The sequence below is a fragment of the Lentzea sp. NPDC054927 genome, assembly GCF_053610285.1.
This window is the reverse complement of record NZ_JBSGXZ010000002.1, coordinates 544,414-560,868: the sequence shown is the minus strand read 5'-3', so window position 1 is coordinate 560,868 and position 16,455 is coordinate 544,414. Positions and strand designations below refer to the sequence as shown.

General features: G+C 67.1%; 10 protein-coding genes. 5 read left to right on the top strand and 5 right to left on the bottom strand.

What is annotated here, in order from left to right; genetic code table 11:
• Positions 1 to 75: 75 nt before the first annotated feature.
• Together ACWGE0_RS06075 and ACWGE0_RS06070 are read left to right on the top strand one after the other, a co-directional pair.
• Positions 76 to 825, top strand: a complete 750-nt coding sequence (locus tag ACWGE0_RS06075; protein ID WP_452259806.1) for a TetR/AcrR family transcriptional regulator — start codon at positions 76 to 78, stop codon at positions 823 to 825.
• A gap of 205 nt (positions 826 to 1,030) precedes the next feature.
• A complete protein-coding gene (locus ACWGE0_RS06070; RefSeq protein WP_452259805.1) occupies positions 1,031 to 1,792 on the top strand; it encodes an anti-sigma factor family protein in 762 nt (253 codons plus the stop codon).
• Positions 1,793 to 1,883: 91 nt separating this feature from the next.
• On the opposite strand, the gene ACWGE0_RS06065 is transcribed toward ACWGE0_RS06070, so the two are convergent.
• Genes ACWGE0_RS06065 through ACWGE0_RS06050 form a run of 4 tightly spaced genes read right to left on the bottom strand, consistent with a single transcriptional unit; the run spans position 1,884 to position 7,396 of the window.
• On the bottom strand, positions 1,884 to 3,287 hold the full coding sequence (locus ACWGE0_RS06065) for a nickel/cobalt transporter (protein ID WP_452259804.1): 1,404 nt from the start codon (positions 3,285 to 3,287) through the stop codon (positions 1,884 to 1,886).
• On the bottom strand, positions 3,284 to 4,588 hold the full coding sequence (locus ACWGE0_RS06060) for a tetratricopeptide repeat protein (protein ID WP_452259803.1): 1,305 nt from the start codon (positions 4,586 to 4,588) through the stop codon (positions 3,284 to 3,286). The genes ACWGE0_RS06065 and ACWGE0_RS06060 overlap by 4 nt, the downstream gene beginning before the upstream one ends.
• Positions 4,585 to 6,183, bottom strand: a complete 1,599-nt coding sequence (locus tag ACWGE0_RS06055) for a DUF4331 domain-containing protein (RefSeq protein ID WP_452259802.1) — start codon at positions 6,181 to 6,183, stop codon at positions 4,585 to 4,587. The genes ACWGE0_RS06060 and ACWGE0_RS06055 overlap by 4 nt, the downstream gene beginning before the upstream one ends.
• Before the next feature lie 40 nt (positions 6,184 to 6,223).
• Positions 6,224 to 7,396: a pyridoxal phosphate-dependent aminotransferase gene (locus ACWGE0_RS06050; protein WP_319963762.1), complete on the bottom strand. Its 1,173-nt coding sequence runs from the start codon at positions 7,394 to 7,396 to the stop codon at positions 6,224 to 6,226.
• Positions 7,397 to 7,596: 200 nt separating this feature from the next.
• Here ACWGE0_RS06050 and ACWGE0_RS06045 point away from each other — a divergent pair, with 200 nt between their 5' ends.
• From ACWGE0_RS06045 to ACWGE0_RS06035, 3 genes are all read left to right on the top strand, one after another.
• Positions 7,597 to 8,904 carry a hypothetical protein gene (locus ACWGE0_RS06045; RefSeq protein ID WP_452259801.1) on the top strand — a complete coding sequence of 436 codons (1,308 nt, stop codon included), beginning with the start codon at positions 7,597 to 7,599 and terminating at the stop codon, positions 8,902 to 8,904.
• Positions 8,905 to 8,980: 76 nt separating this feature from the next.
• A complete protein-coding gene (locus tag ACWGE0_RS06040; RefSeq protein ID WP_452259800.1) occupies positions 8,981 to 12,487 on the top strand; it encodes an ATP-binding protein in 3,507 nt (1,168 codons plus the stop codon).
• A 49-nt stretch (positions 12,488 to 12,536) separates the two neighbouring features.
• Positions 12,537 to 15,017 (top strand): DNA gyrase/topoisomerase IV subunit A, encoded by a 2,481-nt coding sequence (locus ACWGE0_RS06035; protein WP_452259799.1) that lies wholly within the window; start codon positions 12,537 to 12,539, stop codon positions 15,015 to 15,017.
• A 4-nt stretch (positions 15,018 to 15,021) separates the two neighbouring features.
• On the opposite strand, the gene ACWGE0_RS06030 is transcribed toward ACWGE0_RS06035, so the two are convergent.
• Positions 15,022 to 16,431 (bottom strand): toll/interleukin-1 receptor domain-containing protein, encoded by a 1,410-nt coding sequence (locus ACWGE0_RS06030; protein ID WP_452259798.1) that lies wholly within the window; start codon positions 16,429 to 16,431, stop codon positions 15,022 to 15,024.
• Between the last annotated feature and the right edge of the window lie 24 nt (positions 16,432 to 16,455).

Genomic DNA, 16,455 nt, shown 5'->3' with positions numbered 1-16,455 from the left:
GCTTACGTTGTACACCGGGTGTACGTTGTACACGGTTCTAGGATTCACATGCAAGCTGGTTGTGAAGGGGGCTGGGTGAAGAGCGATCGGAACCGGAGCGTGCGGTTGTTGTGGGAGCCGCCGGCCGAGCCGACCAGGGGGCCGAAGGCGGCGCTGAGCCAGTCGCGGGTGGTCGAGGCGGCCATCAAGGTGGCGGACGCCGAGGGTGTCGACGCGCTCACCATGCGCCGGGTCGCCGAGACGCTGGGCTTCACCACCATGTCCCTGTACCGGCACGTGCCGGGCAAGTCCGAGCTGCTCGACCTGATGGTCGACGCGGTGTGGGGCGAGACCGAGAGCACGCCGAAGGGGCCGTGGCGCGACGGGCTCGACTTCTTCGCGCGGCAGATGTGGGCGATGTACTGCGCGCACCCGTGGATGCTGCAGCTGACCACCTCGCGGCGGATGCCCGGCCCGCACGCCATGGCCCGCCAGGACGCGGCGTACGCGGCCGTCTCCGAGCTCGGCCTGCGGTCGGAGGAGATCGTCGCGGTGGTGACGGCGGTCGCCCAGTTCGTCGACGGCGTCGGCCGGACGATGGCGGACCGCGTGCAGGCCGAACGGGAGACCGGCGTGTCCGAGGAGGACTGGTGGAACGGCCGTGAGTCGCTCTGGGAGCACTTCACGCCGGACCGGCTGCCGATGATGACCCACATCTGGAACACGGGCGGCTTCGAGCGGCCGCTGAACGAGTTCGAGTTCGGCCTCGCACGCGTACTGGACGGCCTCTCGGTGTTCATCGAGGCCGAGGAACGACCGCAGGTTCGTCGAGAGACGTGCCTGTAGCCATTCGAGACACTTGAGTCGTCCGATCGAGTGAAAAGCGCTGCTCAGGTAGGCTCTGAACGGTAGCCGCGCGGTTACGTAATGCCATTGTTATGAGCAATCAGAATGAACTCGTTCGCAAACTGAACCAACCCCTCCTATCTGCCCGTTTTCCTTGTGACACCGTTTCGCCGCGGGGGTCGAATCGGGACGACGAGGAGGTCGTATGACAGCTGGCGCGCACGACGCGGTCACCCTTGGCTGCTACGCGCTCGGCGTTCTGGACGCGCACGAGAGTCTTGGCGTGGAGCAGCATCTGAGGGACTGTCCGTCCTGCCGTGCGCAGGTCGCCGACTTCCATCGGATCCGCAGGGTGCTCGACGAGATACCTCGGGAAGCATTCCTGCACGAGCTCGAACTCGAAGCCGACCTGCCCAAGCCTTCGGATCTGGTGCTGCAGCGCACGCTGCGACAGATCCGGAACGAGTCCGTCATCCCGCAGCCGCGGGTGGCAGATCTTCGTCCTAGAGCCAGTCCAGTGCCGGTGGAGGACCTTCCCGAACCGCAGCACGCCAAGGCCCGGCGCTGGCCGGGCTACCTCGCCGCCGCGGCTGTCGCCGCGGTGGTGGCGTTCGGTGGTGCCGCGGTGCTGATGCAGAACCAGGCACCGGGGACCAGTGTCGCGTCGACTCGCACGGGCGAGGCGACGGCGGGCGGGATCAAGATGGTGGCGGAGATCGCGCCGTCGTCGCAGGACCGCTACCTGGTCACGGCCAACATTGACGGTCTACCGGTCGCGCAGAAGTGCAAGCTGATCGTGGTCGGGATGGACGGCACGAAGACCGAGGCCTTCGTGTGGACCACGACCGAGAAGCAGCGGGTCGACGGCTCCAAGGTGCGGGGCGTGGTCAGCGTGTCACCGGACAAGGTGAAGTCGATCTCGGTGGAGAACGCGGAAGGCAAAGCGTTCGTGGTGGCGAACCTGTGAGCACGTAAACGCTGTAAGGACAGAAACGAGCAAGGGCCCGGATTCGAACCGAATCCGGGCCCTTCTCACACTCTTCTTACATTGGTGTAATTCAGACAGCCTGCAATGTGAGCCATGCTCCCACCACGATCACCATCGCGGCTGTGCCGACGGGTGCGTAATGCGAGAGCGCGCGGGTGGCACGACCGTCCAGGAATTTCTCCACGCGTTCCCGCGCCTTCACGAGCAGCAGTCCGACAGCGGTGAGCGTGGCGGCCATGCCGAATCCGTAACCGACGACCAGCAGGACGCCGAACCACGTGCGGCCCAGTGCCATGGCGCCGAGGAGCACGACGAGCGCGGACGGTGACGGAACCAGGCCGTTGGCAGCGCCCATGCCGATCAGGCTCGCGCGGCTGTACCCGTGGCCGTGCCCATGACCGTGTCCGTGGCCATGACCGTGCCCATGTCCGTGGCCGTGCCCGTGACCATGGCCGACGCCGGCCAGCGCTGGTTCGCGGGTCGTCGACAACGCGGACCGCAGCAGCATCACGCCGATCACCGCGATCAGCAGACCGCTGACCAGCCCGAGCCAGCGCAGCACCTGCTCACCGGCCAGCGCCGACGACGCACTGATGACCAGGCCGAGGACCAGCACGCCACCGGTGTGCGTGGCCGTGACCGAGGCGCCGACGATGAACGCGTCCCGCGGCCTGCCCTGACGACCGGCCAGGTAGGCGGCGATGAGCGTCTTGCCGTGACCGGGCAACGCCGCGTGCGACGCGCCGAGCAGCAACGACAGCAGAAGCGCGAGAAACCCGAGCCACGGCGTGAGTTCGTCGCTGCCCAGGATGTCGTTCAAAGCCGACGCGGTGACGCTCAACGACTGGATGGGGGATCCGGACGCCTTCTTCGGCTCCGATCCGCTGCCCGGTTCGGCGGTGAAACTGACCGAACGGACATCCATCGGGTTGCTGAGCAGGTCTTCCGGATACGTCCGCAGCTCGTTGCTGACGCTCTCGGTCGGCACCTGCGACTCGGCGAGCCTGATCCCGGTGCCGGCCGCGGTGATCTCCCGCCAGCCCACCCTGTCGACGTTCGACTCGTCGCGGAACTCGAGCTTGGCCGGCCTGTCGAGGTCGACCTTGGCGGTGAACTCGCAGACCAGCCTGGTGGTGATCAGATCGGCCTGGCCGACCGGGTGTTCCTTGATGGCGCTGGAGAGCGACCACGAGATCTGCCTGCCGTCCACCGTGGACCGGTCGGTGCGCGAGACCTCGTCACACCACTGCCGGGCGTCGCGGGTCTTCAGGTTCTCCTGCAGCGTCGGGATCTCCGCCACGTCGACCACGGATCTGAGGTCGACGCGGTCGGGGTGCAGGTGCAGCCCGTGGTAGTGGTTGACGCTGAAGTTGCCCAACGGGTGCGCGGACGCCTCACCGTTGATGAAGAAGATGCCTGCCAGCAGCAGGGCGACGACCAGGACGGGCCGGACGACCCAGCCCGACAGACTCACCGGCCGCCTCGCAGTTCAGCGAGCTTGCGACCCGCCTTCAGCGACTGCAGAGGGGAGAAGTTCGCATTCAGCCGCAACGCCTGCACCAGTGCTTCCTGTGCTTCCGCGACCCGGCCGAGCGCGGCCAGGATCATGCCGCGGTGGTAGGAGAACGTGGCGTTCTGCCAGCCCAGCGCGACGGCCCGGTCCGAGTAGCTCAACGCCTCCGCGTCGCGGCCGTTCACGTGCAGCGCCCAGGCCATGGCGTCGGCCACGAAAACGCTCTGCCGGCGGCTCCACTCGGCTTCCGCACGGCGCAGCGCCTGCATGCCATCACCGCGGTCGGCGGCGACGAGGGCCGCGGCCAGATCGTCGGAAGCACCCTGTGACTCCATCAGTCGCTGTTGCTCGGACAGCACGTCGTACTGCCTGGCGGCCTCTTCCTGCTTGCCGTTGGCCTCCAGCAGCTCCGCGTACTCCTGCAGGTACTGCGGCAGCGGCGCACGGGCCACGAGCCTGCGGTAGGCGTCCAGCGCCACCGGGGCGTCGCCCCGTGCCGCCTCGACCTTCGCCATGCCTTGAGTGAGAGTCATGTCGTCTCCTCTCGCCGCCAGTCCCTGCGCGTAGTGCTGAGCGGCTTCGTCGAGCCGGTTGTGGTCGAACGCGAGTTCGCCCAGCCGGTAACGGCAGAACGCGATCTCCTCGGGCGTCGCGGCAGCGGTCAGCGCGCGCGTCATCGCGTCGCGGGCGCCGTCGACGTCGCCGTGGAGTTCGAAGTGGAAGGAAGCGCGGGCGAACGACGCTGTGTTGGGCTTGAGGTCCAGCATCTTCTGCACCGCGTCCTGCGCGCCCGCGTCGTCGCCCAGTTGCGTCAACGCGTCGGCCAGCACGCCGTACGCCTCCGCGGAGGACGGCAGGGCGGCAATCGCTTTGTTCGCCCAGCCGCGGGCGGCGGGGAAGTCGTGGCGGGCGTTGGCCAGCGTGCCCATGCCGATGGCGGCCAGGCCCGTGTCACCCGCGTTCTTCAACGCGCCTTCCGCCTTGGCGTAGTACGTCGGGTCGGCTGTCACGCGCGCCAGCTCCACATAGGACGAACCGAGCTGCGCCCAGGCGTTCTTGTCCTGGGGCAGTTCGTGGAGGCGCTGCTGCAGCTGGTGCACCACGCGGTGCATCTGGTTCTGCTGCGCCACCGCGGGAACCACGTCGGTGACAGGGGGCGCGCCCCCGGCCCTGCTGTCGGCAGGACCGGAGGCGGCGAGGTAGGCAAGCGCCGCGGTGACCAGGAGAACCACCGCGACGGCCTGCCGTTGTTGGTACTTCACTTCGAGTGCGACCCGTACTTGCGGATCGATGCCTGACGCTTGCGCCACAGGAAGAAACCGGCGCCGAACACGAACGCCGAGCCCACCGCGGTGGTCATCGCCATCGGGTCCAGGTTGCCGATCTTGCCGACCGGGTTGACCGCGACGTCGGCCGTGGTGCCCGAGGCGTTGACGGCCGTGCCGTTGCGGGGCAGCCCCACGTACGGGAAGTTCGCCTCGAACGGCTGGTCGTTCGCGTCGACCTTGTCACCCGTGGCGAGCGCGTCGACGAGCTTGCCGGACGCCGCGGCACCCTCCATCGCCTGGACGGCGATGTCCACCACGTCGTCGGTGAGACGACGGCCGTTGGGGAAGCCCTGCGTGTCACCGGCGAGCAGGCCCAGGCGGTTCGGCTGCGGGTTCGGGTCGATCATCATGTTCAGCCGCAGCATCTCCGACGGGCGGAACCGCTTCGGGTCCACGTCGGCGTTGTTGACCTGCGAGTTGAGGTCCGCGTTGATCTGCCCGCCGAGCTTCTTCGTGATGCCGGTCAGGAAGATCTCCGCCAGGTCGTCGCGCTGACCCTGCGGTGCCGGGATCTTGTAGATCGCCTCGATCAGCTTCGGCAGCTCCGGGTTCACGACCCGGTCCACCAGCTCCTTCACGCCGGCGTCCTGGTCGGGGCGCAGGCCGTTGAACGCGTCCTTGAGACCCGCGGGGGCCACGACCTCGTTCACCAGCGGGTTGCCCAGGCGGGACACCTGCACGAAGTCGCCCTGCGCCTCCGCCTTGCCCGGCGAGAGCTTGAGCGAACGGCGCTGCGTGGTGCTCCAAATGCCGATGTTCGGGTTGCGGTGCGCGTCGTTCTTGAGCGCCAGCGCCTGCTTGGGCAGCTGGATCGCGATGGTGTTGACGTTGTAGCCGCGCAGCGTGTCCTGGCCGACCTCGCTCAGGTTGCCGCCGTAGAGCAGGTCGAACACCCGCAGGTCGGCGAAGAAAGCGTCCTCGGACGGTCCGACGTAGACCTTGCCGCCACCGGGGATCTGCACGCTCGCCTGGTCGCGCAGCTTCTTGAAGTCCGGCATCGACGCGGGACCGTTCGGTGACGGTGCCACCGGTGCGTCCTTGACGAGCTGGACCTTCTGGCCGTTCTCGTAGATGGCCTCGATGCTGTAGCGCTGCCGGAACAGCAGGTTCTCGTCGTCGAGCGAGTCCACGACACCGTTGGCGTACAGGAACGTGGTGTTCTTGCGCCGGTCGTCGTTCTGGAACTGCCAGCGCAGGACGACGTCGGCCTTCGCGTCACCGTCGTTGTCGATGTTGAAGTCGTACTGCGCGTCCTCGGCCCACGGGAAGAAGTTGGGGCCGCCGTTGGGTTCCTGGAACCCGGACCAGTTGCCGACCAGCGTCACGGTGTCCTTGTGGTCAGGACTCACGAACGCGTAGAGGTCCGTGTTGTCCACGGCCGGATCACCCGCGATGAGCGGTGCCTCGCGGTGTGACGAGGCAGTGGCGTTGGTACCGCCGAACATGGCCGCGTTGAGCAGTGTGGCGGCCACCAGCGCGGCCGCAGCCACCTGGCCGCGCCGACCGCTGAGGGCGTGCGGTGATGACATTTCTGGACAACCTTTCGGAGAAATGATTCAGGCCCAAGGGTTAGGCGCTGTGCATCAGCAGCGACGGTTCGCTGGAATGGCTTGCGTGAACGGCGTGGCTTGTCCACCTCGCTTGAGTGAAGTCGCGGATGCCTTCGACGAGTCGTTCGACGTCCTGCTCGGGCCGGACGACCAGCCGGGCGAACTTGCTGGTCATGCCGAGCTTGTTGCCGCATTCGCGGATGAAGACCTGGTGCTTGGCCAGCAGGTGGTCGCGCAGTTCGCGGCCGTCCATCCCGCCGCCGAGCTTCACGAACAGGAAGTTCGCCTGCGACGAGTAGACGGTCAGGTCGGGGATGCGCGACAGCTCCATGCCCATCCGGTAGCGGTCACGGCTGAGCAGCCGCAGGCTCTCGGCGTATTCCGCCTCGTGCTCGGCGAGCATGAACACAACGGTTTCCGCGAGAGAGTTGAGGTTCCACTTCGGCAGCGTCTTGCGCATCTTCCCGGCCAGTCCCGGGTTCGCGACCAGGTAGCCGAACCGGATGCCGTGCAGACCGAAGTTCTTGCCGAGGCTCTTCAGCACGACCACGTTGGGCCGGATGGACGCCTCAGCGGCCACGGACGGGTTGCGCTCCACCTCGACGAAGTCGATGAACGACTCGTCGATCACGATCAGGTCGAGGTCGCTGAGCTCGTCCATGAACCGGACGATCTCCCGGCGCGGCAGGTAGCCGCCGTCGGGGTTGTTCGGGTTGCAGATGACCGCGACCCTGCTGCCCCGCGTGCGGATGAACTTGATGTACTCGTCGATGTCCAGCTCGAAGTTGTTGCTCTCCTGGAGCAGGAACATGTCGACGCGCTTGTTGCTCTCCATCGGCTGGTCGGTCCACCGGCCGAAGGTGGGGATCGGGATCGCGATGCTCTCGTGGATCCACAGGTGGTCCATCCACGTGATGAGCTCGGTCGAGCCGTTGGACATCGCGAGCGTCGCCGGGTTCAGACCCAGCACCTTGGACAGCTGGTCAGCGATCTTGCTGGAGTCGCTCGGGTAGAACTTGAGCACCGACTCCAGGTTCTTCGACAGCTCCTCGAACATCTCCGGCGTCGGGAAGTACGGATTGCACGGGATGCAGAAGTCCACGAGCTCCCCGGCACCGGTCCGCGACAGCTCGAAGTAGGACGGGCTGTGCGCGGTCTGCTGGAAGAGACCCGAGTCCACACCATGCCGCACGCGACCACTCCGTCCTTCGATCCGTTACCGACAACGGGGCATACGTGCCGATGTTCATCCCGGTTCACGGGTCAGTTTCGGGAAGGTCTCGGAACGGTCTCGTACGCAACCCTGCGTAGTCCGATGCATCGTCTGATCGGACGCGGTTCGCCCCGGTGATCGAGACGCTCTAGCCGACATGGTCGATCGAGGGGGTCGTGATGCTGGGGAAGTTGCTGCTCGCGGTGTCGTTGCTGATGCCGGCGGAGCCCGCTGGACTGACTGTCCACACCGGACAGATCGACGGCGCGGAATACCGCGTCGAGGTTCCATCCCGTTGGAACGGAACGCTTTTGCTGTACAGCCACGGCACCTATCCGGCCGGCTACACCCCGCGGATCGAGATGGCGTCGCGGCCGGCGGCGCGCGACGAGCTGCTCGCTCGTGGATACGCTCTCGCGGCCTCCCGCTACCGGGTTCCGCACGGGCACGCGATCCCGGACGCGCTGCGTGACCAGCCCGCGCTGGTGTCCTGGTTCAGCCGCGAGGTCTCGAAACCCCGGCGCGTCATCGCCTGGGGGTCCTCTTTGGGCGGATTGACCTCGGTGATGCTGGGCGAGCGGTCGCGGTTCGACGGCGTCCTGGCGATGTGCGGGGCGCTCGGCGGGGCCGTCATGCGGTCCAACCAGCTGCTCGACCTGGGGTTCGTGTTCCGGACGCTGCTGGATCCCGGGTTGCAGGTCGCCCGGATCTCCGACCCCGCGGCGAACGAGACGCGGGCGGTCACGGCGATCGATTCGGCGCTGACGAGTGCTCACGGACGGGCCCGGCTGGCGTTGGCGAACGCCGTAGCGGGTATCCCGGCCTGGTCGCGGGTGCACGAGCCCCGTCCTTCCGAGGTGGTCGACGCCGTGACGCAGGCGGCCGTTCACGACCGAACGCTCGCGCGCTCCCTGGCGTGGGGGAGTGGACGGGCCGACATCGAGACCCGCGCCGGCGGCAACCCGAGCTGGAACACGGGTGTGGACTACCGGGTGTTGCTGGAGCGGTCCTCACAGAAGGAACTGGTGCTGGCGGCCTATCGGGAGGCGGGCGTGTCGTTGAACGACGATCTGGCGGCCCTTGGAGCGGCTCCACGGGTCACAGCCGATGCTGCCGCCGTGCGCTGGCTGCACTCGTTCGGTGATCCGTCCGGCCGTCCTCAGGCGCCGGTCGTGACGCTGCACGCGCTCGGTGACCCGACGGGCGTGGAGCACACCGGTGCGTACCGCGGACGTGATGTTCGCCAACTGTTCGTCAACCGCGCTGGACACTGCATGCACACGGCAGCCGAGGAACTCGTCGCTCTGCGTGTCCTGGAAGACCGGATCTCGTCCGGGCGCTGGCCGGCCTCCGACCTCAACGCCCTCGCTGGTCAGTACGGCCCTGAGATGCGGGTACTCCAGGACTGGACCACGACTCCACCCCGCGAGGAGACCGTGGCGCCCGGCTTTGTGACGCACCACCCAGGGCGGTTTCCACGTCCTTGACGGGCGTCCTGCGAAAAATTGTCGGTCCGTGCGGATACCCTGCTGGCAGTCCGCACACAACCTGGGAGAAATACCCGTGACCGCAGAGACCCTGTACGGGGCCGACGACCTTACGCATCTAGAAGGTCTGGAGGCCGTCCGCAAGCGGCCCGGCATGTACATCGGGTCCACCGACAGCCGGGGCATCAACCACCTCTTCAGCGAGATCGTCGACAACTCGACCGACGAAGGCGTCGCGGGCCACGCAACGAAGATCGTCGTCACGCTGCACGCCGACGGCAGCGTCCAGGTCGACGACAACGGCCGCGGCATCCCGACCGACGTGCACGCGAAGTCCGGTCTGTCCGGTGTGGAACTGGTGCTCACGAAGCTGCACGCCGGCGGCAAGTTCGGCGGCTCCGGCTACAAGACCTCCGGCGGCCTGCACGGCGTCGGTGCCTCGGCCGTCAACGCCCTCTCGCACCGGTTCGACGTCACCGTGCGGCTCGGCGGCAAGGTGCACGAGATGTCGTTCGCGCACGGCGTTCCCGGCGTTTTCGACGGCCCCGGCCCGAAGGCGAAGTTCACCCGCCAGGCCGGTCTCCAGGTCACCGGCAAGATGAAGCGGGGCGAGTCGACCGGCACCTCGATCCGCTATTGGTACGACGCCCGCTACTTCGAGAACAACGCCGCGCTGGACGTGGAAGCCGTCCGCACGAAGATGCGCAACACGGCGTTCCTCGTCCCCGGCGTCACCTACGTGCTGAAGACGGCGCTGGAAGACTCGATCTCCGAAGAGATCTTCCACTACCCCAACGGCCTCACCGACATGGTCGACTACCTGGCCCCGTCCGGCGACCGCGCCGTCTCCGGCACCCTGGTGATCACCGGCTCCGGCACCTACTTCGAGAACGCCGCCGACCAGAACGGCGTGATGCGGTCCAAAGTGGAGCGACAGGCCGAGGTCGAGGTCGCACTGCGCTGGGGCACCGGCTACGAACGCACCGTCGAGTGCTTCACCAACACCATCCGCAACATGCACGGCGGCACCCACCGCCGCGGTTTCGACCGCGCGGTGCTGAAGTCCGTCCAGGACGCCATCTCCAAGACCCGCGGGCTGCTCAAGCCCAAGGAGGACATGCCGACCCTGGACGACGTGCTGGAGGGCATGACGGCCGTCATCCACGTCCGCATCCCCGAACCGCAGTTCACCTCGCAGACCAAGGACGAACTGTCGACCGCCGGCATCACCAAGGTGCTGCAGGGCATCGTCGACCAGCAGGTCCGCGCGTGGACCGAGGACCGCAAGACCAAGGTCGAGGCCAAGACCGTGCTGCAGAAGGTCGTCGACGCCTCGCGCGTCCGGCTGACCCAGAAGCAGCAGAAGGACGCGGCGCGCCGCAAGACCGCGCTCGAGGGCGCGGCGATGCCCGCCAAGCTCGTCGACTGCCGCACGACCGGGGTGTCGCGAAGCGAGCTGTTCCTCGTCGAGGGCGACAGCGCGCTCGGTTGCTTCACCGCGGAGACGCAGGTCGCGCTGGCCTCGGGCAAATCGATGTCGTTCTTGGACCTTGTCGAGGACTGGCAGCGAGGCGTGACGCACTTCGGCTACGCGACCAACAAGGCCGGCCGCGTCGTCGTCGTTCCGCTGGTCGAGCCGCGAGTGACGAAGAACGACGCGCCGCTGGTTCGCGTGACGCTGGACAACGGCGAGTCGGTGCGATGCACGCCTGACCATCTGTTCCGGCTGCGTGACGGCTCTTACCGCCGCGCGGACGCCCTGCAACCCGGCGACTCGCTGATGCCGCTGTACCGGTCGGTTTCCTCGAAGGCTGAGGGGCACAACCTCGACGGCTACGAGCGGGTTTGGATGAACGACCGGCAGGAGTGGGTCTACACCCACTACTTGGCCGATGCGTACAACTTGCGCCACGGCTTCGACAGTGCTGAGGACGGCAACGTTCGTCACCACGTCGACGTGAACAAGCGGAACAACGACCCTCGCAACCTCAAGCGGATGACTTGGGAAGACCACGCAGCACTGCATGCCGCGATGATGGGCGAGCACGTGCACGCCGGCTATCGCGCATGGCTTGCTGCCGGTGGCAACGAGTTCAAGTCCGCGATGTTGTCCGAGCAGTGGAAGAACCCGGAGTTCCGGGCTTCCTGCCTGGCCAGGCTCGCGGAGCGGAACCAGGATCCGGAATTCCGTGCTCGCATCGAACAGGGCTTCCAGGACTGGTACTCGTCTCTCAGCGACGAAGAGAAGGCCGCGTACGCCGAGCGCATGCGTTCGTTGCAGGCCGATTACTGGGCAAAGCCCGAACACCGCGCAGCAGCTGCTGAGCGGGTGCGTGCGTTCTTCACACGGCCAGGCAAGCGTGAAGAGTGGCGTGAGCGCTCTTTGGCGCAATGGCAGGACGAAGCGCTGCGCGCATGGCGTTCACGCACGACGGTCGACCAGTTCTCGGATCCCGCAGAGCGGCAGCGCCAGCGTGACGCGGTTGTCGCCTGGCACGAGAACAACCCGGAGTTCGGTCGCGAGCACTCGGCACGCATGAAGGAGCGGATGGCCGACGCTTCGACCGGCCACCTGAAGAAGGTCCAGGAGGGCCGTCGCCGGTACGTGCAGTCGACTCCGCGCGCCGAGCGGGTCGCCAAGCAGGTCGAAGGCCGTCGGATCGCCGCGCTCAAGCGGATAGCGCCGATGCTGGACACGCCGTCGAACTTCGAGCTCGCGTTGTCCTACGAACTCGATCGCAAGGCGAACGCGAAGACCGGCCTGAAGTTCCTGAAAGTGCTGGCGCACTACGACGACGACTTCGCCAGGTTGCGCGAAGCGGCGTCGATGGTGAACCACTCGGTCGCTTCCGTGGAGGCATTGCCGGAGCGGGAAGACGTCTACGACCTGACCGTGGACGGCTACCACAACTTCGCTCTCGAAGCCGGTGTGTTCGTCCACAACAGCGCACGCATGGCGCGTGTGTCTGAGTACCAGGCGCTGCTTCCGTTGCGCGGCAAGATTCTCAACGTGCAGAAGGCCTCGCTGGCGGACACGCTGCGCAACGCCGAGATCGCGTCCATCGTCCAGGTCCTGGGCGCCGGCACAGGTCGCACGTTCGACGTCTCGCAGATGCGGTACGGCAGGGTGATCCTGATGGCCGACGCGGACGTCGACGGCAGCCACATCCGGACGTTGCTGATCACGTTGTTCGCCAAGTACATGCGGCCGGTGATCGAGGACGGGCGGCTCTATGCCGCGATGCCCCCGTTGCACAAGGTGATGACCCGCGGCCGCAACTCCGAGACGCACTTCACCTTCACCCAGCGTCAGATGGAGCAGAAGGTCGCGTCGCTGGAGAAGGCGGGCAAGCAGGTCGTCACGCCGGTGTCGCGGTTCAAGGGCCTGGGTGAGATGGACGCGGACGAGTTGTGGGACACCACGATGAACCCGGTCACCCGCCTCGTCCGCCGCATCACCATGGACGACGCCGAAGCCGCCGAGGAAGCCCTCGAACTGCTGATGGGCGAGAAGGTCGAGCCGCGCCGCAACTGGCTCGTCGAATCCGCCGCACGGGTCGACCAGTCGGCCATCGACCTCTAAGCCTTCCAGCGCTTCTAAGCCTTTCTGAGACAGACGGAGTTACGAAGTCATGGCACGCCGCAAGGGACCCACGACCAAGGTCGACCCCGCCGCGTTCGACCGGGCCGGCGCCCAGGTGCTCGACAACCCGCTCAAGACGGAGATCGAGGACTCGTACCTTGAGTACGCGTACTCGGTCATCCATTCGCGGGCACTGCCGGACGCGCGGGACGGCCTCAAGCCGGTGCACCGCCGCATCCTGTTCTCGATGCACGAGCAGGGTTACCGGCCCAACCACGCCTACGTGAAGTCGGCCCGTGTGACGGGTGACTGCATGGGCAAATATCATCCGCACGGTGACACGGCGATCTACGACGCGTTGGTCCGCCTGGCACAGGACTTCAGCCTCAACGAGCCGCTGATCGACGGGCACGGCAACTTTGGTAGCCCAGACGATGGACCGGCCGCGGCGAGGTATACGGAATGTCGCATGTCGCCGGTCGCCATGCAGCTCGTCGGTGAGCTCAACGAGGACACGGTCGACTTCCGGCCGAACTACGACGGCTCGCTGGAAGAGCCGGGCGTGCTCCCGGCGGCGTTCCCGAACCTGCTGGTCAACGGCACGTCCGGGATCGCGGTCGGCATGGCCACGAACATGATCCCGCACAACCTCCGCGAGGTGATCGGGGCGGCGCGGTGGCTGATCTCGCACCCGGAGGCGAGCCTCGACAAGCTGATGGAGTTCGTGCCCGGCCCCGACCTGCCGACCGGTGGCATCCTGCTGGGTCTCGACGAGGTCAGGAAGGCCTATGAGACCGGCCGCGGTGTGGTCCGGATGCGCGCGAAGGTCGAGATCGGCCTGCTCGAGGGCAGCAGGGGGCGGCAGGCGATCACCGTCACCCAGCTCCCGTACGGCGTCGGCTCGGAGCGGATCGTCGAGAAGATCACCGACGAGGTGAACAAGTCCAAGCGCCTCACCGGCATCGCGGACGTCAAGGACCTCACCGACCGCGAGAACGGCATCCGGCTCGTCATCGAGTGCAAGGTCGGCGTGAACCCGCAGGCGCTGCTCGCGGACCTCTACCGGCTGACGCCGATGGAGCAGTCGTTCGGCATCAACAACCTGGTGCTGGTCGACGGGCAGCCGCAGACGCTCGGCCTCAAGGAGCTGCTGGAGGTCTTCCTCAAGCACCGCTACGAGGTCGTCACGCGCCGCACGAAGTTCCGCCGCCGCAAGCGCGAGGAACGACTGCACCTGGTCGACGGCCTGTTGCTGGCTCTGATCGACATCGACAAGGTCATCAGGCTGATCCGGGGCAGCGAGAACGCGGCTGCCGCCAAGGACGGCCTGATGAAGCAGTTCAAGCTGTCGGAGATCCAGGCGTCCTACATCCTCGACACGCCGCTGCGCCGCCTGACCAAGTACGACAAGCTCGAGCTCGAGAACGAGCAGGAGAAGCTCCGGCAGGAGATCGCGGAGCTGACCGCGATCCTCGAGGACGAGGGCGTGCTGCGCAAGCTCGTCTCGACCGAGCTGGCCGCGGTGGCCAAGGAGCTCGGCGGCGAGCGTCGCACCAGCCTCATCGACGGTGACCTCAAGGAGGTGCTGGCGGCGTCCAAGCCCGCCGGTCCGCTGGAGGTCGCGGACGACCCGTGCCAGGTCATCCTGAGCGCCACCGGTCTCGTCGCGCGCACCGCCGCGGAGTCCGAGGAGGCGTCCGAGGGCAAACGCCGGGCGGGCCGGGTGAAACACGACGCCGTCGCGGCGACCGTGCACTCGACCGCACGCGGCCAGGTCGTCCTGATCACGAACCTCGGCCGCGCGTTCAAGACCGACGTGCTGCCGCTGCCGGTGCTGCCGGAGCAGAGCGGCACGGTGTCGTTGCGCGGCGGTATGGCGGCTTCGGAGCTGGTGCCACTGGAGAAGGGCGAGAAGGTCGTCGGCATCGCGCCGCTCGACCCGAAGGACTCGCCCGGCCTCGCGCTGGGCACCAAGCTCGGCACGGTGAAGGTGTGCGTGCCGGAGTGGCCGGTGCGGTCGGACGAGTTCGAGGTCATCACGCTCAAGGACGGCGACGAGATCATCGGCGCCACCTGGCTCACCGACGGCAGCGAGACCCTCGCGTTCGTCAGCTCGGACTCGTCGCTGCTGCGCTACGACGCGAAGCTCGTGCGGCCGCAGGGCCTCAAGGGCGGCGGCATGGCCGGCATCAACCTGTCCGGCGACGCGTACGCGGTGTTCTTCGGCGCCATCCGCACGGACGACAGCGAGCACGGCGAACCGATGGTCGTCACGTCGTCCGGGCAGAGCGTCAAGGTCACGCCGTTCAGCGAGTACCCGGCCAAGGGGCGTGCCACGGGCGGTGTGCGCTCGCAGCGGTTCCTCAAGGGCGAGACCCACCTGGTGCTGGCGTGGATCGGCACGCGCCCGGCTGGAGCGGACGACAAGGGCACGCCGGTCGAGCTGCCCGACATCGATCCGCGCCGCGACGGCTCCGGCCACGCGCATCCCGGCCCGGACGTGATCGGGCACCTGATCGAGCGGGACTAGCCGTTCAATCGGGGTGTCGACGCGGCGAGGACGAGGCTTCGGCCGATCTCCTCGCCGCCGAGCCCTGCCCGACGGTTCCATCGAGGTCGTCGATGATCGCTTTGACGATCATCTCGGGCGTCACCCCCGAGGCGTGCCAGTGCTCGATCGGTTGCAGTTCGGGCAGTCGGGTTTCGTCGAGCATGATCGGGAAGACCCGCATCTTGCCTCTCAGCCGTGCGTCGGCCATCCGCCGCACCTCGTCGAGGCAGTAGTTGCTGCCGATGTAGCTCGTCGACAGCAACGGCACGCCGATCGCCGACTGGGACAGGCTCTCCAGCAGGGACACCATCCAGTCCGAACCGAACGGGATGGTTCCGGCCACCTTGTAGTCGAACACCTGCTGGAACCGTTTCCGCAGCGCGTCGCCGATCTGTTTCGCGTACTCGGCGTCCTTGGCCGAGTAGCTGAGGAACACGGCTTCCTTCCGGGTGGACGCACGCTGGAAGTAGCGGCGAGCGTCCTCATGATCAGTGATCAGCCTCGGCTGCCTGTCGATCAGGTCGGTCACGGTTCGCAACTGCTCGCTCAGTTCGTCGACTTCGGACCAGCGCACGAGGTTCTCGTCATAGTGGTGTTGGAAGGTGCCGAACAGCGCCTTGTCCGCCTCGTGCACTGCCTCGCCCTGCCTGATGCGCACGAACGGTATGGCCTGTCCGCGCAGGTAGGCGATCAACGATCCAGACTCCGGCGTCGTGGTGTCCACGACCACCCACTCGCATTGGCGCAGCTCGACGGAGGTCTCCAGGTCCAGGGCGAGCGGCCAGTCGGGCTGCCACACCTGGTGAGCGGCTTTGAGGATCCCGGCCGCGGCCTCGCGTGGCTTGCCCGGTGGCATCACCAGTCCCACGGTGCCCTGACGCCACTCAGAAGGGGTGGCCGTCCGCGCGTGGCGTTCGAACGCGCGAACCACCCGGCGAAGTTCGTTGAGGCGGAGCGTTTCCTTGCCGCTGAGCAGCTCCTGGGCCTCGTACTGATGGCTGAAGGTGGCATCGGGGACCGGGAGCACTCCGCGCAGGCGCCGGTCCATGACGACCAGGTACGGCTTGCGGGCGCGGACGGCCATGTCCAGTTCGAGCCGGAAGTACCGGGTGATCCGCTGTGCCTCTTCCGGTGTCAGCCTCCTCAGCCGATCGCCGATCACCGGATAGACCCCGACGAACGCGTCGGCGGCGCGAATCATGCGCTCCAACCGGGTCGTGCTCGTGGCGGTGAGCCCCTCGTCCACCTCGAACTGCAGCGACAGGTGCTCGGACAACAGGTCGAACACGCGCAGGTTGACCTCTGCGGCCAGGTCGGTGTGGCTGAGGAAGCCGATGAGGTCCGGTGCGGCTACGTTCGACCCGGCGCCGAGACCTCGGCCAATCTCGCTCATGTCCAAGCTGCTTCCGGTGAACCC